Source organism: Amycolatopsis tucumanensis (assembly GCF_021654135.1).
Lineage (GTDB): Bacteria > Actinomycetota > Actinomycetes > Mycobacteriales > Pseudonocardiaceae > Amycolatopsis_E > Amycolatopsis_E tucumanensis.
Genome location: NZ_JAKGSD010000016.1, coordinates 41,539 through 65,590, shown reverse-complemented (window position 1 = coordinate 65,590; position 24,052 = coordinate 41,539). Strand labels below are relative to the sequence as shown.

General features: G+C 69.4%; 11 protein-coding genes. 9 read left to right on the top strand and 2 right to left on the bottom strand.

The window, feature by feature from the left end; translation table 11 throughout:
• Position 1: 1 nt before the first annotated feature.
• From L2C96_RS17780 to L2C96_RS17745, 8 genes are read left to right on the top strand one after another with little or no spacing between them, the layout of a single operon-like run.
• Complete coding sequence (locus tag L2C96_RS17780; RefSeq protein ID WP_237337014.1) at positions 2–907, top strand: ABC transporter permease; 906 nt, start codon at positions 2–4, stop codon at positions 905–907.
• Positions 904–2,946 (top strand): ABC transporter ATP-binding protein, encoded by a 2,043-nt coding sequence (locus tag L2C96_RS17775; protein ID WP_237337013.1) that lies wholly within the window; start codon positions 904–906, stop codon positions 2,944–2,946. The genes L2C96_RS17780 and L2C96_RS17775 overlap by 4 nt, the downstream gene beginning before the upstream one ends.
• Complete coding sequence (locus L2C96_RS17770; RefSeq protein ID WP_020418668.1) at positions 2,943–3,869, top strand: formylglycine-generating enzyme family protein; 927 nt, start codon at positions 2,943–2,945, stop codon at positions 3,867–3,869. Before L2C96_RS17775 ends, L2C96_RS17770 begins: the two co-directional genes overlap by 4 nt.
• 23 nt (positions 3,870–3,892) lie before the next feature.
• Positions 3,893–5,455: a sulfatase family protein gene (locus L2C96_RS17765; RefSeq protein WP_020418669.1), complete on the top strand. Its 1,563-nt coding sequence runs from the start codon at positions 3,893–3,895 to the stop codon at positions 5,453–5,455.
• Positions 5,456–5,469: 14 nt separating this feature from the next.
• Positions 5,470–7,842, top strand: a complete 2,373-nt coding sequence (locus tag L2C96_RS17760; protein ID WP_237337012.1) for a beta-glucosidase — start codon at positions 5,470–5,472, stop codon at positions 7,840–7,842.
• Positions 7,842–9,167: a sulfatase family protein gene (locus L2C96_RS17755; RefSeq protein WP_237337011.1), complete on the top strand. Its 1,326-nt coding sequence runs from the start codon at positions 7,842–7,844 to the stop codon at positions 9,165–9,167. The genes L2C96_RS17760 and L2C96_RS17755 overlap by 1 nt, the downstream gene beginning before the upstream one ends.
• Positions 9,164–9,520, top strand: a complete 357-nt coding sequence (locus tag L2C96_RS17750; RefSeq protein WP_237337010.1) for a YidH family protein — start codon at positions 9,164–9,166, stop codon at positions 9,518–9,520. The genes L2C96_RS17755 and L2C96_RS17750 overlap by 4 nt, the downstream gene beginning before the upstream one ends.
• A complete protein-coding gene (locus L2C96_RS17745) occupies positions 9,517–9,801 on the top strand; it encodes a DUF202 domain-containing protein (protein ID WP_237337009.1) in 285 nt (94 codons plus the stop codon). Before L2C96_RS17750 ends, L2C96_RS17745 begins: the two co-directional genes overlap by 4 nt.
• Before the next feature lie 1,007 nt (positions 9,802–10,808).
• Here the strand turns inward: L2C96_RS17745 and L2C96_RS17740 are convergent.
• Positions 10,809–11,960, bottom strand: a complete 1,152-nt coding sequence (locus L2C96_RS17740) for a hypothetical protein (protein ID WP_237337008.1) — start codon at positions 11,958–11,960, stop codon at positions 10,809–10,811.
• 245 nt (positions 11,961–12,205) lie between these two features.
• Positions 12,206–13,117 (bottom strand): hypothetical protein, encoded by a 912-nt coding sequence (locus tag L2C96_RS17735; RefSeq protein ID WP_237337007.1) that lies wholly within the window; start codon positions 13,115–13,117, stop codon positions 12,206–12,208.
• Between the two features lie 1,015 nt (positions 13,118–14,132).
• Between L2C96_RS17735 and L2C96_RS44520 the strand changes: the two genes are divergently transcribed.
• Entirely contained in the window at positions 14,133–23,906 is a 9,774-nt protein-coding gene (locus tag L2C96_RS44520) for a LamG-like jellyroll fold domain-containing protein (RefSeq protein ID WP_272882787.1), read from the top strand.
• Positions 23,907–24,052: the final 146 nt, after the last annotated feature.

The window sequence follows — 24,052 nt, the reverse complement described above, 5'->3', positions numbered from 1 at the left end:
CATGGACATTCCGAAAAGGACACTCACCGGGCCCGTCGCGGCGGCCGCCGTCGCCGCGCCGAAGACCGCGCGCAAACCCGAGCGGGGCGGTACGTTCGTCCGGTACGCGAAGGCGTTCCGCACTCCGAAGGGGATCGCGGCCGCGGTGCTGCTCGCGCTGCTCGTCGCCGTCGCCGTGCTCGCCCCGGTCCTCGCGCCCGGCGGCTACGACCAGCAGGCCCGCGACGCCCTCACCGGCCCGTCCGCGGCCCACCTGCTGGGCACCGACGAGTTCGGCCGGGACATCCTGGTCCGGACGATCTACGGGCTGCGCACGGACCTGAGCCTGATCCTCACCGCGGTGCCGGTGAGCATGGTGCTCGGCACGCTGCTCGGCCTCTCCGGCTACCTGTCGAAACTGCTCGGCTCGGCGACACAGCGGCTGCTCGACATCATCCTCGGTTTCCCCGGTCTGATCCTCGGCATCATGATCGTGCTGATGATCGGGGCAGGCTGGACGTCGCTGTTCGTCGCCATCGTGATCGCCGGGCTGCCCGGCTTCGGCAGGCTCGCCCGGGCGGGCCTGCTCGCCCAGCAGCAGCGGGAATACGTGCTCGCGGCCCGGGTGCTCGGCGTGTCCCGGCCGAAGGTGCTGGTGCGCCACATCCTGCCGAACGTGACCGACCCGATCCTCGTGCAGGCCACGGTGTTCATGGTGGTGGCCATCTTCATCGAGGCCGGGCTGAGCATCGTCGGGCTCGGGATCAACCCGCCGAACCCGTCGCTCGGCGCGATGCTCAACGTCGGCGCGCGGTACGTCAGCACGCTGCCGACCTACGTGCTCGGGCCGGGGCTCGTGCTCCTGCTGCTCGCGCTCGCCTTCACCCTCCTGTCCGACGCGCTCAACGAGGCGGCGACCCGGCGATGACCACTGAGACCCTGCTGGACGTGCGCGGCCTGCGCACCCACTTCGACACCCCGGCCGGGGTCGTGCACGCCGTCAACGACGTGACGTTCTCGGTCCGGCCCGGCCAGGTCGTCGGCATCGTCGGCGAATCCGGGTCCGGCAAGTCCGTCACGGCTCGCTCGATCCTGCGGATGGTCCGCCCGCCCGGGCGGATCGCCGGCGGCGAAGTCCGGTACCGGGGCGCGGATCTGCTCGCCCTGCCGGAGAAGCGGATGCGCGAGCTGCGCGGCCGCGAGATCGCGATGGTGTTCCAGGACCCGCAGTCGGCGCTGAACCCGGCGATGACCGTCGGCGACCAGATCGCCGAAGCGCTGATCGTGCACGGCACCGCCAAGCGGCCCGCGCGGGAACGTGCCCGCGAGCTGCTGCACCAGGTCGGCATCCCGGACTCCGACCGGCGGATCGACGACTACCCGCACCAGTTCTCCGGCGGCATGCGCCAGCGCGTCGTGATCGCGGTGGCACTGGCGAGCTCGCCGTCGCTGCTGATCGCGGACGAGCCGACCACGGCGCTCGACGTCACCGTCCAGGCGCAGATCCTGCGGCTGCTGGGCAAGCTGCGCGACGAACTGGGCATCGCCGTCCTGATGATCACCCACGACATGGGTGTGGTCGCCGAGATGTGTGACGAGGTCGTCGTCATGTACGGCGGCCGGGTGATGGAACGCGGCCCGGTCGCGGCGATCTTCGAGCGGCCCGAACTGCCCTACACCGCGGACCTGCTCGCGGCGATGCCCCGGGTCGACGAGGTGTCCACCGGCCGCCGGCTGCCGTCGATCCCGGGCGCCCCGCCCGACCCCGCGCGCCTGCCGAGCGGCTGCGCCTTCCACCCGCGCTGCCGCCTGAAGGAAGACGTCTGCACCCGCGAGGTGCCCGCGCTCGTGTCGCGGGGCGACGGGCACCTGGCCGCCTGCCACGTCACGCAGGCAGGTTCGGCGATCCCGCCGATGCGCCCGCCCGCCGCGGCCGCCGTCCGCCGCGAGCGGATTCCGGTGCCACTGCTGGACATCACCGACCTGAAGGTGGACGTCAACGCCGAGCGCACCGGCCTGTTCCGCCGGCACCGCCCGGTGTACGCGGTCGACGGTGTCGGGCTGACCGTGTCCAGCGGCGAGACGGTCGGACTGGTCGGCGAGTCCGGGTGCGGGAAGTCGACGCTGGCGCGGACGATCGTCGGCATCAACACCGCCGCGGCCGGCACCATCCGGGTCGGAGAACACACCCTCGGCCCCAAGGAACCCGCGGGTTCGCCGCACCTGCGCGACACCGTCCAGTACGTGTTCCAGGACCCCTACGCGTCGCTGAACCCCCGTCGCACGATCCGCCAGTCGCTCGACGAGGCCCTCGCCGTCCGCGGCATGCCGGCGGCGGAGCGGGCGGCGGAAGTGGTGCGGCTGGTCGAGCGGGTCGGGCTCGACGAACGGCACCTCGACCGGTACCCGCACGCGTTCTCCGGCGGGCAGCGCCAGCGCGTCGGGATCGCCCGGGCCCTGGCGGCCCGGCCGAAGCTGCTGGTCCTCGACGAACCGGTGTCCGCGTTGGACGTCTCGATCCAGGCCCAGATCATCAACCTGCTGGAATCGCTGCGCGACGAGTTCGACCTCGGCTACCTGTTCATCGCCCACGACCTGTCGGTGGTGCGGCACCTGTCGGACCGGGTCGCGGTCATGTACCTCGGCCGGTTCGTCGAAATCGGAGACGCCGAAGCCGTCTACTCGTCGCCGCAGCACCCGTACACCGCCGCATTGCTGGCGTCATCGCCCGTGCCGGACACGGGCGGGCGGACCCGCGAGCGGATCGTCCTCGGCGGTGACCTGCCCAGCCCCAAGGACCCGCCGAGCGGGTGCCGGTTCCGCACCCGCTGCCCGATCGGCCCGCTGCACCGTCCGGACCGGACGGTCTGCGCCGAGAAGGACCCCGAACTCACCCCGACCGAAGGCGGGCAGCTGGCCGCCTGCCACTTCGCCGGGGAACTCGCCCGCACCGGAGCGGTCGCATGAGCTGCTGCACCCCGGGCCGGTCGCCCGGCTCGCACGAGACCCCGGTGGCGCCGCTGCCGACTCGGCCGGGGTCCACCGACGGGATGGTGGCCTTGCCGGGCGGGGAGTTCCGCATGGGCACCGACGACGCCGAAGGCTTCCCAGCCGACGGCGAGGGCCCGGTCCGGACCGTCGAGCTGTCCCCGTTCCTGATCGACCGGTACGCGGTGTCGAACGACGACTTCGCCGCCTTCGTCGCGGACACGGGATACGTCACGGAGGCCGAGCGCATCGGCTGGTCCTACGTGTTCGTCCGGTTCCTGGACCGGGAGCTGCGCCGGATCTCACCCCGCCCGGATGTCACGCCGTGGTGGGCCGCGGTGACCGGCGCCGACTGGCGGCGGCCCGAAGGCCCCGGCAGCGACCTGAGCGGTCGCGGCGACCACCCGGTGGTCCACGTGTCGTGGCACGACGCCGGCGCGTACGCCGCGTGGGCCGGCAAGCGGCTGCCGACCGAGGCGGAGTGGGAGTACGCCGCCCGCGGCGGGCACGACCAGCGCCGCTACCCCTGGGGCGACGAACTGAACCCGGGCGGCCGCCACCTGGCCAACATCTGGCAGGGCCGCTTCCCGATCACCGACACGGCCGAAGACGGCTACGCCGGCACCGCGCCGGTGGACGCGTTCCCGCCCAACGACTTCGGCCTGCACAACATGGCCGGCAACGTCTGGGAGTGGTGCGCCGACCGCTGGGGCACCGACCACCCGCCCCGGGCGCGAGACCCGATCGGGCCGTCGACGGGGACCGACCGCGTGACGCGCGGTGGTTCCTACCTCTGCCACGTCTCCTACTGCAACCGCTACCGCGTCGCCGCCCGCTCGCACAACACCCCCGACAGCTCCGGTGGCAACACCGGGTTCCGCTGCGCCCGCGATCCCGGCTGACCGCCGCCACGAGAAGGGTTCCCATGCGCGTCATCTACGTCGACGTCGACACGCTCCGCGCCGACCACACGCAGCCGTACGGCTACCACCGGCCCACCACGCCGAACCTGCAGGCACTGGCCGACAAGGGAGTGGTGTTCGACCGCTACTACTGCTCCGACTCGCCATGCCTGCCCTCCCGCACCGCCATGACCAGCGGGCAGTTCGGCATCACGAACGGCGTCATCGGCCACTTCGGCGAAGCCGCCCGGTTCCGGCTCGACTCCGGCCACGCCCCGCACCCGGACCGGCCGCTGCTCGGCCAGCGCCTCGGGCAGCACGGCCACTACACCGCCGCCGTCTCGATGTTCGCCGAACGGCACCGCGCCTACCACTTCCTGGGCAACTTCCGCGAGTCGATCCGGGCCACCGACGAGATCAACGACGAGGACGGCCGGGAGATCAACCGCGTGGGGCTGGACTGGATCCGCCGGCACGCGCACGAGGACGACTGGTACCTGCACCTGACCTACTGGGAGCCGCACACCCCGTACCTCACCGGAAAGGAGTGGACCGAGCGGGCCGCCGCGTCCGGTCCGGCGCCGGCCTGGCCGGATCAGGAGGCGATCGACGGGCACGCCGAGGTCTATGGGCCCCGCAGCGCGCTGGACCTGCACTATTCGGTGGGCCCGCGCAAGTCGCCGTACCCGGACACCATGCCCGAGGCGATCCGCACCCGCGCCGACTTCGAGCACCTGATCAACGGATTCGACGGCACGATCATGTACTGGGACAGCCTCTTCGGCGAGCTTCTGGCCACCTTGGACGAACTCGGCATCGCCGGGGAGACGGCGATCATCGTCAGCGCCGACCACGGCGAATCCTTCGGTGAGAACGGTTCCTACGCCGAGCACGGGCTGGCCAACGAGCCGGTCCACCGGTTGCCCCTGGTCGTCTACTGGCCCGGCGTCACCGATCAGCTGCCCGACGACGCGCGCCACTGCGACGCGTTGCTCTACAACATCGACTTCGCACCCACGATCTGTGACCTGCTCGGCGTTCCGATTCCCCGTGGCTGGCAGGGAACCTCGTTCGCCGACGCCGTCCGCGGCGCCGAGATCCCGTCGCGGCCGTATCTCGTGCTGGGCCACGGCGCCCACACCTACCAGCGGTCGGTCCGCACCCGCGACCACCTCTACATCCGCACCTACCACCCCGGGGCGTTCCGCGCGGAGTGGGAGCAGCTGTTCGACGTCACCGCCGATCCGCACCTCACCACCGACCTGCTCGACAAGGAGCCGGAGCTGGCCGCGCGGATGCGGACGTACCTGGCGGAGTGGCTGCACACCTACGCGGGGCGTCCAGGCGCGCTGCCCGATCCGATGCAGACGACGCTGCAGGTCGGGCCGGTCTACTACAACGACCCTGTGCGGTACCAGGAACATCTGCGCGCAACCGGGCGTGGCCACCTTGCCGACGACCTCGCCGAACGGCTCTCGACCGCGACCGGAGCGACTCCGGTGTCCTGGCACGCTTCGGACGTCGCGTGGACGCCCGAGCGGCACGCGGCCTGGGACAAGATGATCGCGGCCGCCGACCCCGCCTGACCGAGAGGTTTCCGATGACTTCCACTGTGGACAGTGCGCTGGACCTGCCGGCCAAGGTCGCGCTCCTGACCGGCGCGAGCATGTTCACCCTGCGCCCGGAGCCCGCGATCGGGCTGCCCGAGCTGCGCCTGTCGGACGGGCCCACCGGGGTCCGCGGCCTGACGTTCTCCGGCGGCCCGGCGGTCACGTTGTTCCCCAACGCGACGCTCCTGGCGTCGGCGTGGAACACCGGCACTGCTTACGAAGTCGGGCGTATGCTGGCCGAAGAGGCCTCGGCGCAGGGCATCCACGTCGTGCTCGGGCCGACGATCAACCTGCACCGCAGCCCGCTCGGCGGCCGCCTGTTCGAGGCGTACTCCGAGGACCCGCTGCTGTCCGGGGCGCTCGCCGCCGCGTACGTCCGGGGCCTGCAGGACCACGGGGTCGGTGCGTGCCTGAAGCACCTGGTGGCCAACGAGTCCGAGACCGAGCGGCACACCGTCGACAGCGTCGTCGACGAAGCGACCTTGCGCGAGGTGTACCTGCTGCCGTTCGAGATCGCGGTCGCCGACGCGGACGCGTGGTCGATCATGGCGGCCTACAACCGGGTCAACGGCACCCCCGCCACGGAGCAGCGGCACGTGCTCACCGAGATCGTGAAGGGGGAGTGGGGCTACCGCGGGCTGGTCGTGTCCGACTGGTGGGCCACCACGAGCACGGCCCCGTCGGCCAACGCCGGACTGGACCTGGTGATGCCCGGTCCGGTCGGGCCGTGGGGAGACCGGCTCGTCGACGCCGTGAAGGCCGGTGAAGTCGACGAGGCCGTGATCGACGACCACCTCGGCCGCCTGCTGCTGCTCGCCGAACGCGTCAGCACCCCGCGGCCTGCCCGCGAAGTTCCCGCGCCGGACAGCCCGGCCCGGCGGGCGCAGCTGACCCGGCTGGCGGCCGAAGGCATGACGGTGCTGACGAACGACGGCGTCCTGCCGCTGCGACGCGAAACGACGGTCGCGCTGGTCGGCCGGCACGCCGTCGACACCGTCGACATGGGCGGCGGCTCGGCGCAGGTGAACCCGCCGTACCAGGTGAGCGTCGCCGAGGGGCTGACCGAGCTGCTCGGCGACGCGGTCACCGTCGTCGACGGCGTGGAGGTCCGGGAGCGTCCGGTCCCGGCCGGGCCGGAGTTCGCCGTCCACCCGTCGACCGGCGAGCCCGGCATGCGCGTGACGCTGCACGCGGCCGACGGCTCGCTGCTCGGCGAACGCGATCTCGCGGCGACGAGCACGATGATCGGGATCGACGACGACCTGCCCGAGGCGCCGCGAGCCGTCCGGTTGTCCGCGCGACTGCCGCGAGGCGGGCGAATGCTGGTCGGCGGTATCGGCGTCGGTAGGTGGGAAGTGCGCGCCGGCGGCCGGACCGGCCGGTTCGAGCTGGGGCTCACCAGTGGCGACGTCGGCGAAGCGGTCTTGCGGCCACCGGGTGACACCCTGCTCGTCGATGTCGAGCCGGGCGCGCTGCTCGAAGCCGAGGTCACCCTCGAGCCCGGCGGCCGGGGCCGGTACGGGCTGGTCGCGCGCCCGGCCCCGGAGGACGTGACCGAGGCGGTCGGCCGGGCGGTGGCCGCCGCGCGCGCCGCCGACGTGGCCGTGGTCGTCGTCGGGCTGACCGAGGAGCAGGAAACCGAGGCGGTGGACAAGACGACGTTGCGGCTGCCCGGCGCGCAGGACGACCTCGTGCGTGCGGTCGCGGCCGCCGCCCGCCGGACCGTGGTCGTCGTGAACGCCGGCACCCCGGTGCTGATGCCGTGGCTGGAGCAGGTGGACGCCGTGCTCTGGGCCGGTCTGCCGGGACAGGAGGGTGGCCACGCCGTCGCGGCCGCGTTGCTCGGCGACCTCGAACCCGCCGGGCGCCTGGTGACGACCTTCCCCGCGGCGGACGGCGCGTCTCCCGCGTGGTCGGTGACGCCGGTGGACGGCCGGCTCGAGTACGCCGAAGGCCCGTTCATCGGCTACCGCGGCCACGAGGCAGGCCGAGCGCCTGCGCCGGCGTTCTGGTTCGGCCACGGCCTCGGCTACTCGACCTGGGACTACTCGGACGCCGCCGTGCTGGACGACAACGGCCACCAGGTCGCGGTCACCGTCACCAACACGGGCGGCCGCACCAGCCGCGAGGTCGTCCAGGTGTACTTCCGCCCGGCGGACGAACGGCAACCCGTGCGGCTCGTCGGGTGGGGCGCCGCGACCCTCGAACCCGGGCAGAGCGCGCGGGTCGAAGTGACCGGGGATCCGCGGCTGCGGCGCCGCTGGGAGAGCGGGAACTGGGTGGAGCTGCCACCGGACGGGGAGCTGCTGCTCGCCCGCGGCCTCGGGGACGTCCGCGCCACCCTGCGGATCGGGAGTGCGTGATGCCGCCGAACATCCTGCTGATCACCGCCGACGACATGGGCGGCGACACGCCGGGCTGTTTCGGCGGCCCGGCGGGCGTCACCCCCACCCTCGATCGGCTCGCCTCCGAAGGCATGACGTTCGGGCGGGCGCACGTCGCTGTCGCGGTGTGCCAGCCCAGCCGGTCGGCGATCATGACCGGCCGCTGGCCGCACCGCAACGGCGCGCAGGGCTTCGAACCGATCGCCGACGGCGTCCCGGTTCTGACCGAGGTGCTGCGCGAAGCCGGCTACTTCTGCGGGATCCTCGGCAAGGTCGACCACCTGCAACCGGTCGAGCGGTTCGGCTGGGACTTCACGCGGGGCATGCGCGAGCTGGGCATGGGCCGCAGCCCCGCGGCCTACGGCGAGGCTTCGGCGGCCTTCGTCGCCGAGGCGGCCGAGCAGGGCAGGCCGTGGTTCCTGATGGCGAACGCGCACGATCCACACCGGCCCTACTCCGGCAGCCAGGCCGAGCAGGAGCGGTTTCCCGCCGAAGCCCGCGCGACGTACCCGGCGCCGTCGCGGGTGTTCGGGCCCGAGGACGACGTCGGGGTGCCCGGTTTCCTGCCGGACCTGCCCGCCGTGCGGCAGGAGTACCGCGAGTACCTCAGCTCGTCCCGGCGCTGCGACGACGTGGTGGCCGCCGTCCTCGGGGCCGTGGACGCGACGGACACGCTCGTCGTCTTCCTTTCCGACAACGGGATCGCGGTTCCGTTCGCCAAGGCCAACTGCTACCTGCAGAGCAGCCGGACGCCGTTGATCGTGCGCTGGCCGGGCGTCACCCGGCCCGGCACGGGTGAGGACACGGCGTTCGTGTCGGCGCTGGACCTCTTCCCGACCTTCTGCGCGGCCGCCGAGGTGCCCGTACCGTCTGGAGTGGACGGACAGAGCCTGCTTCCGCTGCTGCGCGGGGAACCGCAGGACGGGCGCGACGCGGTGCACACGGTGTTCCACGAGACGGCCGCGAAAGGCCGGTTCGAGATGCGCTGCCGCCAGGACGCCCGGTTCGGCTACATCTGGAACGCCTGGTCCGACGGCGTTCGCGAGTACCGCGCCGAGAACATGCTGGGCCTGACCTGGCCGGCGATGGTCGAAGCGGGTGGTGACCGGGTTGGCTTCTACCTGCACCGCGCCCCGGAGGAGCTCTACGACCTGCGGGCCGACCCGCATTCGCTGGCCAACCTCGCCGCGGACCCCGCGTACGGGGAGGACCTGGCCGCGGCGCGGCGGGAGCTGCTCGCCTGGCTGGACGCCACCGGCGATCCGTTGCTCGGTACCTACCGGGCGTTCCTGGCCGAATCGTGACGCCCCGCTGGTACGAGGAGGGGGAGGAGCCGGACTACCGGTTCACCCTCGCCAACGAGCGGACGTTCTTGGCGTGGCTGCGCACGGCGTTGGCGTTGATCGCCGGTGCGGTCGCGTTGGCGCAGTTGGTGCCGTCGTTTTCGGTGGCCTGGTTGCGTACCGGGCTGGCGGTTTTGCTGGCGGTGGCAGGTACCGTGCTGGCGGCCTTCGCCCACCGGCGGTGGGCGACGGTCCAGCGGGCGATGCGGCACCAGCGGCCGCTGCCGGTGGACTGGCTACCGGCCGCGATGGGCACGATCGCGGCACTCACCGGTTTGGTCGTGGTGTTCGTCGTGCTGACCCACCGGCCGTGAGCGAGCGGGACCCGGGGCTGCAGCCGGAGCGGACGGCGCTGGCGTGGCGGCGGACGGCGCTGTCCGCCGCGGTGGCCGCCGTCGTGCTGCTGCGGGCCGGGCTGATCGAAAGGTCCGCGCCCGGTCTGCTCGCCGGGTTCTGCTCGCTGGTCTTGGCGGTGCTCGCGGGGTGGGCCGGGCTGTTCCCGCGCCGTGCGGTGGGGCCGCGGGTGCTGCTCGTCGCAACAGCGATCACCAGCGTGACCGGAATGCTCGCCGGCGGCCAGCTCCTGTGGAGCTGACAGGCCGACCACGGGCCTGATCCCGCAGTGGTGGATTCCAGTGGTACCCGGGCTGCGTGCCTGTGACTGGCCCAGGCCGACGCTGGCCGAGATCGGACGCACGTTGCCGCAATTGGCGGTGGGCTGCCCGGAGCTTCCAGCCGTTCCCAGCTTCCATAGGCGTACCTGGCGCTCGTGCACTCGGCGACCGCGTGGTAGCTGCCGGGCCTGGGTGCACTCTTGGTTCTCACTTGCCCCATGGCGAAGCCCACACGTCCCGATCGCGGTTCAATGGAGCTCGCGGCAATCACTTGGTCGGCGCACGGTGTCGGTGCATCCTCCGTCGGCGGGGTGCGAGGGAACTGTCTGAAGAAGGTCTGCCTCGGGTTCGGTCCGGTGGGGCCACGCGCTTTGGTGTCGAGCCGTGGGACGATGTTGCCGTAGTGGTCGCACCTCTCGCCTGAAGTGCGTCTCGGCGGCCTTGCGCCATGCGGCGTCGTCGGAGCCCTTGATCGTCTCGCGCAGGTAAGAACGACGGCCGGTGACTGGGTCGATGCCGGCGTAGAGCACCACTCGGAGGCTGTCGCCGCGCTGCTCGATGCGGCCGCGCTGGCGGGCTTCAAGGCGTGTTCGAGCCATCACCCTCGGATACTCGCACCCATGATCAACTTCGGTTGATCGTCTGAAGTTGTTTTCGCTGGTCAGAACCGGTGGGCCGGGCGGGGCTCGAACCCGCGGCCAAGGGATTATGAGAGTCCGAAATCACCCAGCAGGAGGAGAACCTGCAGGCAGGACAGGCATCAGGTGCGCGTTTGGTCGCGTCCGTGGCAGGAGTGGGCTTGGGTTCATGGACAAGTTCATGGACAGGACGAGAGTCCGAGCGCACTCGCTCTCGGACAAGTGATCCCCGGTGTGATCCTCGATCACGCGCCCTGGCGATCGATCTTTCTTGGGGGTAAGCACCGGACCCGCGATCCATTACCTGTCGACGCTGGCGGCGAACACCTCATCCTTCGTTCTTCGGGAGGCTAGTCGCTGCGGGCGAAGTTCAAGACTGCCTCGCGTATGCGTGCCAAAACTTCGGCATTGTGACGTATAACAAGCGGGTCGTAGTCGTGTGTCATCTTAAGCATCGAGACTTTGCTCAGCACCTCTTCGTCGGCCAGTTGAGCCAGCCATGCCGACACCTGTTGGTGGCTCGGGGATCCATCGTCCTGGCCGAGAAGACCAATCAGATCGGTCCTAGCGGACGCAGCACCGAGGCGCTGTGCGTGGCGATCGGCGGCTGATACAGCTGACCCTGCTGCTATCGCACGGCGTTCGTCCTCGTGACCAACTCCGATCTCGTAGCGTGCCGGAAGCGCTGGCTCGGGCGGCTCCGTACCTGTGATCAGGCGCGGCGCCGCTTGGAGGCGAACCCAGCGGGAGATCTCATCAAGCTCCCGCATCAGAACAGGCCACCGGTCCGTGCCGGGCCGGTTGATCCCCACTGTCGGAAACAGAGTGACGGGGACCCTTGTGCTGATCGGGGTCTCTGCGATGACGTCACCGATACGCAGCGGTTTCTCGGGCTGTGGCGGCAGGTCGCGAACCGAACGAGGTCTCTGATCGTCCTTGTACATGGCAGCCAAGCGGACCGCGGTAATCGCAGGCGTCCGGTGCTTCGCATGGTTTGTATGGAGCACCTGTCGGGCCAGCGGGTGCATCTGCGGTTCTACCTGCCGGTGGAAGGGCTGCAGGCCGGCGATACGTCGAAGTAGTTCGCTGCCCTCTCGGAGAGCCGCAGGGCCGTTGCGGGCTCGTTTCCTCGTCCACTCCTCGAACTTCTCGTAGGTGTCCGACGCCGGCATCTCGACGAGTCTGGCGGCCTTCTCGTCGAGTGGTGCACCGTCCAGAAACTCGACCTCGGCGAACAGCGCATGCTCGAGGGCCGCCCGCAACGTCACCAGTGCGTCAGCCACGAGCAACGGCACCCTGCGTGGGATCGGAGCCACGCGGTCGACGACGGTTCGGCTGACTGGGCCCGCCGGAACTTCGCGCAGACCGAACAAGCCTTCCGCCTGTGTCTGGTAATCGAAAAGCAGGTCGCTGATCTCCCCGATCAGCTCGTCAGCATGTGCCAGCGTCGCGGCGACGCCGAGATGGCGCTGAGGAAGCCAGTCGTGTGTTGAGTCCGCCACTCAGTGATCGTACGTGGTATCCAAGTTCTCCTACGCAGCCTGCACTTTGTGGCTTGGTTGGTGTCACTGGTGTTTCTCCCACGAGGAGACGGATGTTGCGAGGTGGGTGATGCGGGGACGATGTGGGCGAGGGTGTGTACGGCGCGGCGGTAGTCGCGCAGGATTTCCGAACGGATCTGCCACACCGTACGAAGGATCCGTCCCACTGAGGTCGACCCACTCTTCTGCAAGTGCCCGTTGCGTGATCAGCTCCAGTCGCGGGGGTTGTCCCGCAGGGAGAGGTCGGGGAGGCCGGTGATGGGTTCGGGCGCGTTGTAGTGGGGGTGGTCGAAGGTGTGCAAGACGAAGATGTGACGGGGCCAGGTGGCGAAGCGGGAGCTGCCGCCGAGGGTCTTCTCGAGGTTTTCGACCTGGCCGATGCGGCGGGTGTCGTGTTTGGCGTTGAAGGCGGTGATGGCGGCGCGTTCGCCGGTTTCGGTGGTGTAGGGGTAGCCGGTGAGGTCGTCGAAGTACATGGGCACGCGGGGGAGGGTGCGGTCCGGGGCGAGGAGTGTCATGGCGTCGAGGGCTGCGTGAGTGCCGGTGTAGACGTCGAGGTCGTGGGCGACGAATCCCAGGGGTGGCAGGTCTCCGCTGTCGATGCGCTGCATCAGTGGTGCGGTGGTGTGGGTGACGTCGCCGAGGACGAGTTCGGCGTGCCGCAGGCGGGCGCGCAGGGCGGTTTCGTCCATGGCGAAGGCGCCCGAGTGCAGGGCGAAACCGCAGTCGCGGGGGTCGCTGGCGGGCAGGAGTCCGGCACCGGAGTCGAGGCCCACCACGTGGACGCGGATGCCGTACCAATGTTGGATGAGGTCGGCGTGGTCCTCGAGGGCGCGCAGGCCGTTGCCGCCGGCGACGCCGAACTCCAGCGCGGTGAACGCCTCGGTGCGGAGGGCGCGGGCGGTGCGGGCGGCGGCGATCAGGCCGTAGAGGTAATGCGGGTAGGGCAGCGGGCCGCGTCCGCGTTTTTCCATGCGGTGCAGTCGCACGGCGGCCTCATCCCAGGGCCAGGGCTGCGGCGCGACCACCTCGCGTACCCGCACCGCCAGCTGCACCAGTCCGGCGGGCAACGCGGCCGCGGCCTTGCGGGAAACACGATTGAGCAGAGACACGGACACGACGCAACCCCTCACCGATGACGTAACGAAAAACGCTGCCTATATCGCGTCGGGATGCGTTCCGTTACTCCTCGGTTGTGGAAATTGGCACTACGCCGAACGGAGCAATAACGACGAGTAAGCTACTTCCGCGTGCGAAAGGTGACGTCGCACACGGTGGTGGCTCATTCCCTCTTGTCGTAGCAAGGTGGAAAGTTCCAGACCGTAGGGCGTCGCGCTGCGATGGAATCGCGAAGTTGGCCCAGTCGTTCGGGTTGTTCCGGGCGGCACGGCGCTGGTTGTGAGCGGTCGTGTTTGCGGTCTCACTCGAATGTCCTAATTCCAGTGGTGATCCGGTGGAGTAGATCACACTGGAGCGGCACTGTCGGTAAGCGACCGTCCAGGGCAGTTCGACGCCGCCTGCCCGTGCGTTGATCACGGTTCGGTCTCGGGTGAAACGTTCGCAAGGGTGCGCCATATATCGTCCGTGGGCCTGCTTGAGGCGGAGGCCGCGAGAGTTGTGCGACCACCGCTGTTCGAAAAGGCATTGTTGTTGCTTCCGCCTATTCCTATGGCAATTAGTATGCCGTGGCTCTGGGCTGCGTGAGGGGTGTACGAGATGGTGCGCGCTGCGGTGCTGTGGGGTCATCGGTGCCTGATCTGGATCATGGTTGTGGTCCTCGCCGCAGGCTTGGTCTCCGTGTTGCCGGGCACCCCGGCGGCCTTGGCGGCGAGCGGCAGCGTCCCCCAGCAGGAATGGGGCACGGCAGAAGGCCGCAGCCACGACGCACCGTCTGAGGCAACCAGCGCGACCACGGGCGCTGGCGGGCACAACGCGAAACCGGCCCCTGGTCTCGCGCCAGACGAGCGGTTCCCTTCTCCGGGGCTGAGCGATGCGGAGGTCGGCCGCACCACCGTGCAGGTCGGCGCCCCCGAGGCTGAGGAACCACTCGAGGGCTTCGACGCCGCGACCAGTCGCGAGGAAGTGAGCAAGCGGTCGGCCGACCGCCAGCTTTTTCGCAATGCCGACGGCACGATGACCCTGCGCAAGTACCAGAGCCAGGCGTTCTATCAGAAGTCTGACGGATCGTGGGAGAAGATCGACACTGGCCTGGTCCGCGATGGTTCCACCTTCCGGACCAAGGCGGAGGCGGGCACGAAGCGGTTCGCCGCGACGGCGGATGCGGGGCAGGTTGCGTCGGTGCCGCTGGATGGTGGCACCTCGATGGGCTTTGGCGTGGCACAGGCGAGGGCTGCGGCGGCGGAGGTCGCCGGTGACGCCGTCACCTATCGCGACGCTCGCCCGAACGCGGATCTTCATCTGCAGGCGACCCCGTCCGGGGTCAAGGAAACGATCCTGCTGAAGTCCAAGGACGCCCCCACGGTGTGGGAGTTTCCGCTGCAACTCAACGGTCTGACGGCGACGCTGGACGCTGGCGGGGCGGTGCAGTTGACCGATACGGCTGGCGCGGTGCGGGCCACCATCCCGCCCGGCTTCATGGAGGACTCGGCGATCGACCCGCGCTCGGGTGAGGGCGCTCGCTCGACTGGGGTGACCTATGCCCTCGTGGGCGACTCGGCCCAGCCGGTGTTGCGTGTGAGCGTCGACCAGGCCTGGCTCGCCGACCCCGCCCGTGTGTTCCCGGTCATGGTCGACCCCACCGTCGGGAAGAACACCAACGGCAGCACCTTCGTGCAGTCCCCGTTCAACGCCGACAACTCGGGCGATCCCCAGCTCAGCGTCGGCACCTACAACGGCGGTGGGAACAAGGCCGCCGCATACCTGAAGTTCGACTCGGTGTCCTCCGATCTCGCCGGGAACTACATCCAGGGCGTCGATCTCAACCTGTACGAGACGTGGTCCTACTCGTGCACCCCCAGCGACGTGATGATCTATCCGGTCACGCAGGGGTGGTCGGTCGGCGGTGCCAAAACCTATCCTGGCCCGGCATTCGGTGGGGAGATCGCCCGGGCCAGCTTCGCGTTCGGCAACAGCGACGCGTGCGGTTACCGGTGGGTCAAGATTCCGCTCGGGGATGCCGGTCGTGATCTGGTGCACGGCTGGACGCACGGCGCGCCGAACAACGGCCTGACGATCCGGGCGTCGGAGACCGACAGCAACGGGTGGAAGAAGTTCGCCTCCGCTGCCTCGGCCAACCCGCCGTTCCTGGAGATCACCTTCACGGCTTATTGGGCCACCTACAGCGTCGGGGCGATGGACCCGGTGGTCACCTCGTCCACCGACGGCACCATGGCTGTGACGGTCACCAACGGTGGTCGGGACGTGTGGAGCCCGAACAACAACTACGCGTTGGGTTACCGGTTGTGGGACGCCAACGGCAACGAGCTCCCGGCGGAGATGACGGCGTGGACGAAGATGCCCTACGACGTCGCCCCTGGGCAGACCGTCACGCTCAACGCGAAGATCAAATCGTTGCCGCCCGGTGGTTACACACTGCGGTGGGACATGGACAACGTGGGATACGGCCGGTTCTCTTGGGAGAACGTCCCAATGTCGGGCCCGGTGACATTCACCATCGCCAACCAGACGCCGGTCATCGATTCGATGGCGCCGCCGAGTAACTACAACTCGACCACGCTGACGCCGACGCTGGCGATGAGTGGGCATGACCGGGATGTCTATCCCGGGCAGGGTGTGAACTACCACTTCAAGATCTGCGAGGCGGACGACGCCGCCAACTGCCAGGACAGCGGGTGGATCGACTCTCCGGTGTGGTCGGTGCCGGCGGGCTGGATGACGTGGTCGAAGACCTACATCTGGCAGGGTCAGGTCGGTGACCGCCAGACGGAAAGCTTGTGGAGCGGCGGTTCCTACCTGTCGACCCGAGTGCCGCAGCCGGCGATCACCAGCCACTTGTCGTCTGTGGACGGTGGCGGGGTGGATCCGGGTGTCGCGAACTTCACCACGCCGGTGACGGATGCCTCGGTCGCCGCAGTGGGACCGGCGTTGTCGGTGGTGCGTACCTACAACAGTCTCGACCCGCGCAACGACGGCGCGTTCGGTGAGGGCTGGGCCTCCCGCTGGGACACCCGGTTGGATCCGGATACGGATGGCAGCGGCAACGTGGTGCTGACGTGGATGAACGGTCAGCAGTCACGGTTCGGGAAGAACCCGGACGGCAGTTACGCGGCGCCACCGGGCCAGTTCGCCACACTGCTCGCGGTTACGGGTGGGGGGTGGACGCTGCGGACGAAGGACGGCAGCCAGTACACCTTCGACGCCAGCGGCAAGCTGACCTCGATGAAGGACGCGGCCGGCCGTGCCCAGACGCTGACCTATGACGGGGCTGGGAAGCTGGCGACGGCGACCGATGCCGCGTCTGGCCGGTCCCTGTCGTTCGTGTGGACCGGGGCGCACGTCACGTCGGTGACCACGCATCCGGATCCGCAGCTGACGTGGTCTTACGTCTATGACGGTGACCGGTTGACGCAGGTGTGCGACCCGCTGCAGGCCTGCACCACCTACGACTACACGTCCGGCTCGCACTACCGGACGGTTGCCATGGATGCCAATCCGCGCGGGTACTGGCGCCTGGCCGAGACGACCGGCACGACGGCGGTCAGCGACCAGCCTGGTTTCTGGGGCACTGCCGACGCCACCGCGACCGACGTGGCCTGGGGGCAGGCCGGTCCGCTGGCCGGGAGCCCCACCAGCGCGGCCGGGTTCAACGGCACCGCGAGCTTCGCGCGCCTGCCGGATGATCTGGTGCGCAACTCGCACTACATCGGCATCGAGCTGTGGTTCAAGACAACCACCGCCGGCGGAGTCCTGTTCTCCACCGGTAACGATCAGCCTGGCGCCGCCACCCCGGGCGGGTCGATGCCGGTGCTGTATGTGGGCACGGACGGCAAGCTGTATGGGCATCTGTGGAACGGCAGCGTCAACGGAATCGTTACCCCGAACACGGTGACCGACGGCGCGTGGCACCACGTCGTGCTCTCCGGTGCCCAGAACACTCAGACCCTGTACCTGGACGGGGCCGCTGTCGGCTCGATGGCCGGGCAGCTGGCCAACATCGACCCCTACAACTTCGTGGGTGTGGGCGCGGTGTCCACCCGCGATTGGCCGGCGAAACCGGCCGGGACGTGGAGCTACTTCACCGGCTCGATCGCCGAGGTCGCGCTCTACCACCAGCCCCTCGGGGCGACGACGGTGGCCGAGCACTACGCGGCACGGGCGGCGAGCAACCAGCTGACCACGATCACCCGCCCCGGCGGCAGCGTCGCCGCTCACCTGACCTACAACGCTGCCAACGACCGGGTGGCGGAATACACCAACGCCAACGGCGGCACGACGAGCTACACCAAGCCGACTGTGGATGGTGACGGGTTCCGCTACGCCACCAGCGTTGTCGATTCGGACCCGCACGCGAACTGGCGGCTGGGCGAGACCAGCGGCGCCACCGTCGGCGGCGATCCGACGCTGTCGCGTGCGACGTATGTGCGGGGCAGCGGGGGCGGTACCACCCCGGGGCCGTTCACCGGTAGTCAGAGCCAGTGGCTGGATGGCACCGGCAGCTACATCCGGCTCCCGGACGACGCGGTGAACGGCACCAACCAGATCTCGGTCGAGCTGCTGTTCCGCACCACCACGACCTCGGGCGGGGTGCTGTTCTCCACGGGCAACGACACCCCCGGCACCGCGAACCCGGGCGGCGCGATGCCGGTGCTGTATGTGGGCACGGACGGGAAGCTGTATGGGCACTTCTGGAACGGCTCCACCACGGGCATCGTCACCCCGAACCCGGTGAACAACGGCGCCTGGCACCACGTCACCCTCACCGGCGACCACAACACCCAGACCCTCTACCTCGACGGGCAACCGGTCGGCACGCTGGCCGGTGAGATCTCCAACATCGACCCCTACGCGTTCGTCGGCGCCGGCGCGGTCAACACCATGACCTGGCCCGCCCGACCCGCGAATGACTGGGGCTACCTGCCCGGCGCGGTCAGCAACATCGCCCTGTACTCGCGCAGCCTGCCCGCGGCTGAGGTCCAGGCCCACTGGACCGCCACCACGTCCAAGACCAGCTACCTCAACGCGGTGCGCGGCACTGGCCCAGTGGGGTGGTGGGGCCTGGAGGACGCCAACAACAGCCCGACCGCGGTCAACGACCCGGCCACCGTCACCGGCACCTCGACCGGCACCGCGCCGGCGGCGAGCCCGGTGATGCGCGGTTCCAGCGGCTACGCCTTCAACGGCACCAGCTCCTACGTCCGGCTCCCTGACCGCCAGGCCCAGGGCCGCACCCGGCTGGCGATCGAGATGTGGTTCCAGACCACCAGCCCAGGCGTGCTGTACTCCACCAGCGCGGCGAATCTGCCGGGCGCGGCGAACCCGTCCGGGGCGATGCCGGTGCTGTACGTGGGCACGGACGGCAAGCTGTACGGGCACTTCTGGAACGGCAACGTCGCCGGGATCGTCACCCCCGGGGTTGTCAACGACGGCAAGTGGCACCACGTCGTGCTCTCCGGCGACGGCGACATCCAGCGCCTCTACCTGGACGGCAACGTGGCCGGCACCGCGGTCGGGGACATCGACAACATCGACCGCTACGACCTGATCGGCGCCGGCGCGGTCAACGACCAGAACTGGCCCGCCAAACCCGCCGGGACGTGGAGCTACTTCAGCGGCTCCATCGGCGAGGTGGCCTTCTACCACCGGCCACTGGACTCGGCCAGCGTCAGCACGCACTACTCGGCCAAGGTCGCCGCCTACACCATCCAGGCCACCGACCCCGCCGCCAAGGTCACCACCTACACCTACGACCCCACTCGCAGCGGCCGGCTGGTCACCACCACCACACCCACCGGCGGAACCAAGGTCCTGGGCTACGACACCGGCGGCTACCTCAACCGCGTCATCGACGAGAACGGCCACACCACCACCCTCGCGAACGATGCTCGCGGGAACGTGTTGTCGCGGACGGTGTGCCGGGCGGCGGGGCCGAGCGACTGCTACAGCTCTTACCGCTCCTATTACCTCAACACCGCCGATCCGCTGGATCCGCGCAACGACAAGGTGACCGAGGACCGCGACGCCCGCTCCGATTCCGCGGCCGACAACCGCTTCCTCACCAGCTACACCTACACCCCGACCGGTGAGGTCGCCACGGTCACGCAGCCGCCCACGAACGACGGCGCCACCCGGATCACCAGCAACACCTACACCGACGGCACCGAAGACGCCATTGGCGGCGGTATCACCCCGCCCGGTCTGCTCGCCTCGACCACCAACCCGGCGGGCGGGATCACCTGGTACGGCTACACCTCCGGTGGCGACGTCGCCCAGGTCGTCGACTCGGCCGGCGCGGTCACCAACTACGGCTACGACGACCTCGGCCGCCAGACCGTGAAGAAGGTCAGCGTCGCCGGCGGGGACACCGAAGACGTCACCATCTACGGCTACGACGACCTCAACCGCCTCGTCGGGCAGATCGACCCGGAAACCACCAACGCCGTCACCGGCGTCACGCACCAGCGGCGCACCACCTGGGTCTACAACCCCGACGGCACCCTCGATTCGACCACGGTCGACGACATGGCGGGCCACGACCCGGCCCGCACCACCAGCTACACCTACGACGCCTACGCCCGCGTCGAAACCGTCACCGACCCCGCCGGCGGCGTGACCACCACCAACTACGACGCCTTCGGCGCCGTCATCCGCACCGTCAACCCGGTCGGAGTGGAGTTCACCGCGACCTACACCGACGCCCATCACCAGCTCGCGACCCGCACGGTGAAGGGCTTCACCGGCGACGGCGGCGCCGCCCGCGACGTGGTGCTCGAGTCCCGCGCCTACGACCCCGCCGGCCGCCTCGCCAGCGTGACGGACGCGATGGGCCGCACCACCGCCTACACCTACTACAACGACAACACCCTCGCGACCGAAACGCTGCTCGGCTACACCGACCCAGCCACCGGCCAGACCCGCGACGTGCAGCTCGCCCGCTACACCTACACCGGCACCGGACAGGTCGCGGTGGCCACCAAGGCCGAGGGCCGCTACTCCACCACCACCGACTACGACCGCGCCGGTCTCGTGGCGGGCACCACCGACCGCGACGGCACCACCACCGTGCTGCGCTCCACCGCGCTCGCGCTGGACGCGCTGGGGAACCCGACCCGGGAGATCCACCGCAACGCCGACGGCAGCACCGTCGCCGACATCACCCACGGCTACGACACCTTCGGCCGCGAAACCGGCCGTGCCGTGGCTACCAGCCCCACCGAATCCCTGACCACCTGGATCACCCTCGACCCGCGCGGCAACATCACCTCCACCGTCGACCCGCGCGGCACGGTGCCCGGTGGTGACCCCGCCGCCTACACCACCAGCACCACCTACGACGAATACGACCGCTCCGTCACCACCACCGCACCCCCGGTGCCGGTCGAAACGGGCGGGCAACCGGCCACCACCGTCGCCCCGGTCACCACCACCGGCTACAACACCTTCGGCGAAGTCGTCGACGTCCGGGACCCCAACGGCAACGTCACCCACACCGACTACGACCTCGCCGGGCGCCCCACGGCCACCACCCTGCCGCCCTACACGCCGCCGGACGCGACCGAGCCGATCATCGCGACCAGCTCCATCGGCTACGACCTCGCCGGCCAGGTCACCTCGACCACCGACGGCCGCGGCAACACCACCACCTACGGCTACGACGAACTGGGCAACCAGCGCCGCAAAACCGACCCACCCGCCCTCTACGGCCAGGCCGGCGGCACCTGGATCGCCACCTACGACCCGCTCGGCGAACAACTCTCCGCCAGCGACCCCACCGGGGCGCAAACCTTCGCCACCTACGACAAGCTCGGCAACAAGATCACCAGCACCGTCGTCGAACGCGAACCCGCCCCCACCCGGAACCTGACCACCCACTACACCTACGACACCCTCGGCAACCCGACCTCGGTCACCACGCCCAGTGGTGTGACCACCAAGGCCACCTGGGACGACCTGGGCAACCAGCTCACCGTCGTGTCCGGTGCCGGGAAGACCACCACCAGCACCTACAACGGCGCCGGGCGCATCACCTCGGTCACCAACCCGCTGGGGGAGAAGACCACCACCAGCTACGACTGGGCCGGCCGCCTCACCAGCACCGCCGACCTCGACAGCGCGGGGACGGTGCTGCGCACCCGCGGCTTCGGCTACGACAACGCCGGCAACCAGACCAGCACCACCGACGCCCTGGGCAAAACCACCACCCAGACCTTCGACGCGGGCAACCGCCTCACCTCGGTCACCCGCCCGGTCTCGGCCACCGAGTCGATCACCACCAGCTACGGCTACGACGCCGCCGGCAACATCACCCGCTCCACCGACGGCAACAACCACACCACGGTCTTCACCGTCACCCCGTGGAACCTGGCCGAATCCACCATCGAACCCACCACCGCCCAGCACCCCAACGTCGCCGACCGCACCTACACCACCAGCTACGACCGCAACGGACAGCTCGCCAGCCTGGCCAAGCCCGGCGGCGTGGTGATCACCAACAGCTACGACGCGCTCGGCAACATCACCAAGCAGACCGGCACCGGCGCGGCCGTGGCGACCCCGGACCGCACCTTCACGTACACCGCCCGCGGTGACCTGCGCACGGTCTCCGCGCCGGGCGGGACCAACACCTACGCCTACGACGACCGGGGCAACCTCATCTCGGCCACCGGCCCGTCCGGCGACTCCAGCGCCACCTACGACGACGACAACCGGCTAGCCACCGCCACCAGCACCGCCGGCACCACAAGCTACGGCTACGACACCGCCGGGCGCCTGGCCACCGCCGCCGACCCGCTCACCGGCGCGATCGCCGGCTACGGCTACGACAACGCTGACCAGCTCACCAGCATCAGCTACGGCACCGGCAACGCCACCCGCGGCTTCAGCTACGACCCGCTCGGCCGGCTCACCAGCGACACCATCACCGCCCCCGGCGGCACCGTGACCGCCTCGGTCAGCTACGGCTACGACCTCGAAGACCACCTCACCTCCAAGACCACCACCGGCACCGCCGGCGCGGCCGCCAACACCTACGGCTACGACGATGCCGGCCGCCTCACCTCCTGGACGGTCGGCAACACCACCACCGACTACGGCTGGGACGGCGCCGGCAACCTCACCCGCGACGGCCCCGACACCGCCACCTACAACGAACGCAACCAACTCCAAACCAAGGGCGCGACCAGCTACACCTACACCGCCCGCGGCACCCTCAACACCCGCACCACCGGCGGCGTCACCACCCAACTCACCTTCAACGCCTACGACCAACTCACCACCGACGGCACCACCACCAACACCTACGACGCCCTCAACCGGCTTGTCACCACCGGCACCACCACCCTCAGCTACGCCGGCACCAGCCAAAACATCACCACCGACGGCACCACCAGCTACACCTACACCCCCAGCGGCGACCTCCTCGGCACCAAGCAAGGCGCCGCAGCGTCACTGGCACTGACCGACCTGCACACCGACCTCACCGCACTGATCAACCCAGCCACAGGCGCGGTCAACGGATCGCGCGCCTACAGCCCCTTCGGCGAAATCACCAACACCGGCGGCACCCAAACCGCCCTCGGGTACCAGCACCAATACACCGACCCGACCAGCGGCAACACCAACATGGGCGCCCGCTGGTACGACCCGCAGACCGGTGGCTTCACCTCACGCGACACGATCGCCCTCGACCCTCGCGACCAGCTAAACGCAAACCGGTACGCCTACGGTGCAAGCAACCCGCTCATCAACACCGACCCCACCGGACACTGTCTGCCGGTCTGCGCGGTACCGATTGTCTGGGGAATTGCCGAAGGGGTGGCAGCTCTCAGCGCTCTGGCCGGAGGCCTCTGGGTCGCTGACAAAGCCTCGGATGCGATCAACCAGGCGCGAAACCGCGTTGGCAACGTAAATACTGCGGCGCAGATCATCAGCGTTTACGGGACTGTAAGCCAGATTAATGAAGCACTCCAGCTCCGAGCACGAGGACGCGTTGGCAACGTTCGGCTGCCGAACACCAAGCCCCAGTGCGGCGTCGCCTGCAAACCGAAGCCGGGGCAACCGCCGCGAGGCCCCGGCGGAGGCGGCGGGAGCCCCTCCGACGCGATCCTCAAGGCAATTCTCAAGGCAGCTGCCGAAGCTGCACGTCAGGCGGAGAACGAGCGCCGAGCGAACACCGCAGTCGCCCCACCACCGCTCACCGACAGCCTCGCGCCGGGCGTACAGAAGCAACTCGACGAAGCCGACAGACAGCCGCCTATCGTCATCAATCCGGGTACAACCACCGCTCCGGACCGGCCCTACCAGCCTGACGTCGTCGTGCCTGTGCAGGCTCCGGCAGGGTTTGACCCAGAGAGCGGGGACTACGAGGTCTTCTATCGAGCGATGTCCAACGAAGAGTTCGCCTCATTCGCTGCCAGGGGTATATATCCACGGAACGGCGAAAGTTTCGTGACGAAGGAGCTTGGTTACATCCGTGACAGGATCCCTCAAAGTAAAGCGGGAGCCTACGACGTGCTTGTCACGATCTACACGCAGGCAGGCACCGAGCAACTTCTTCGCGACAACGGTGGCCGAGACGACCCTCCGTCACGCGAACTTCTCCGCCGTGGGCTGGGGTATCTACCGGTCCTGCAGAAGGGTAACGTCAACCAGGTCCATGTGAAGACCGAAGCGGACGAGTACCTCACCTACGGGTTGCGTGGTAAGGGAACGGGGTCTTCTATGCTCTTCAACAGTCAGATCGTCTACTACACCGTTGGAGGAATGCCGTGAGCGGCCCGGAGGTTTCGTGCAGGGAGATCCATGCAATCGTAACGAGTGACAAACCAGCGCGAGAGCGCGCGGAGCTCCTCGCGGGACGGTCAGAGCTAGAAGAGTGTCTGAATCGGGGACTCGAAACGACCTTGAAGGCCAGGGAT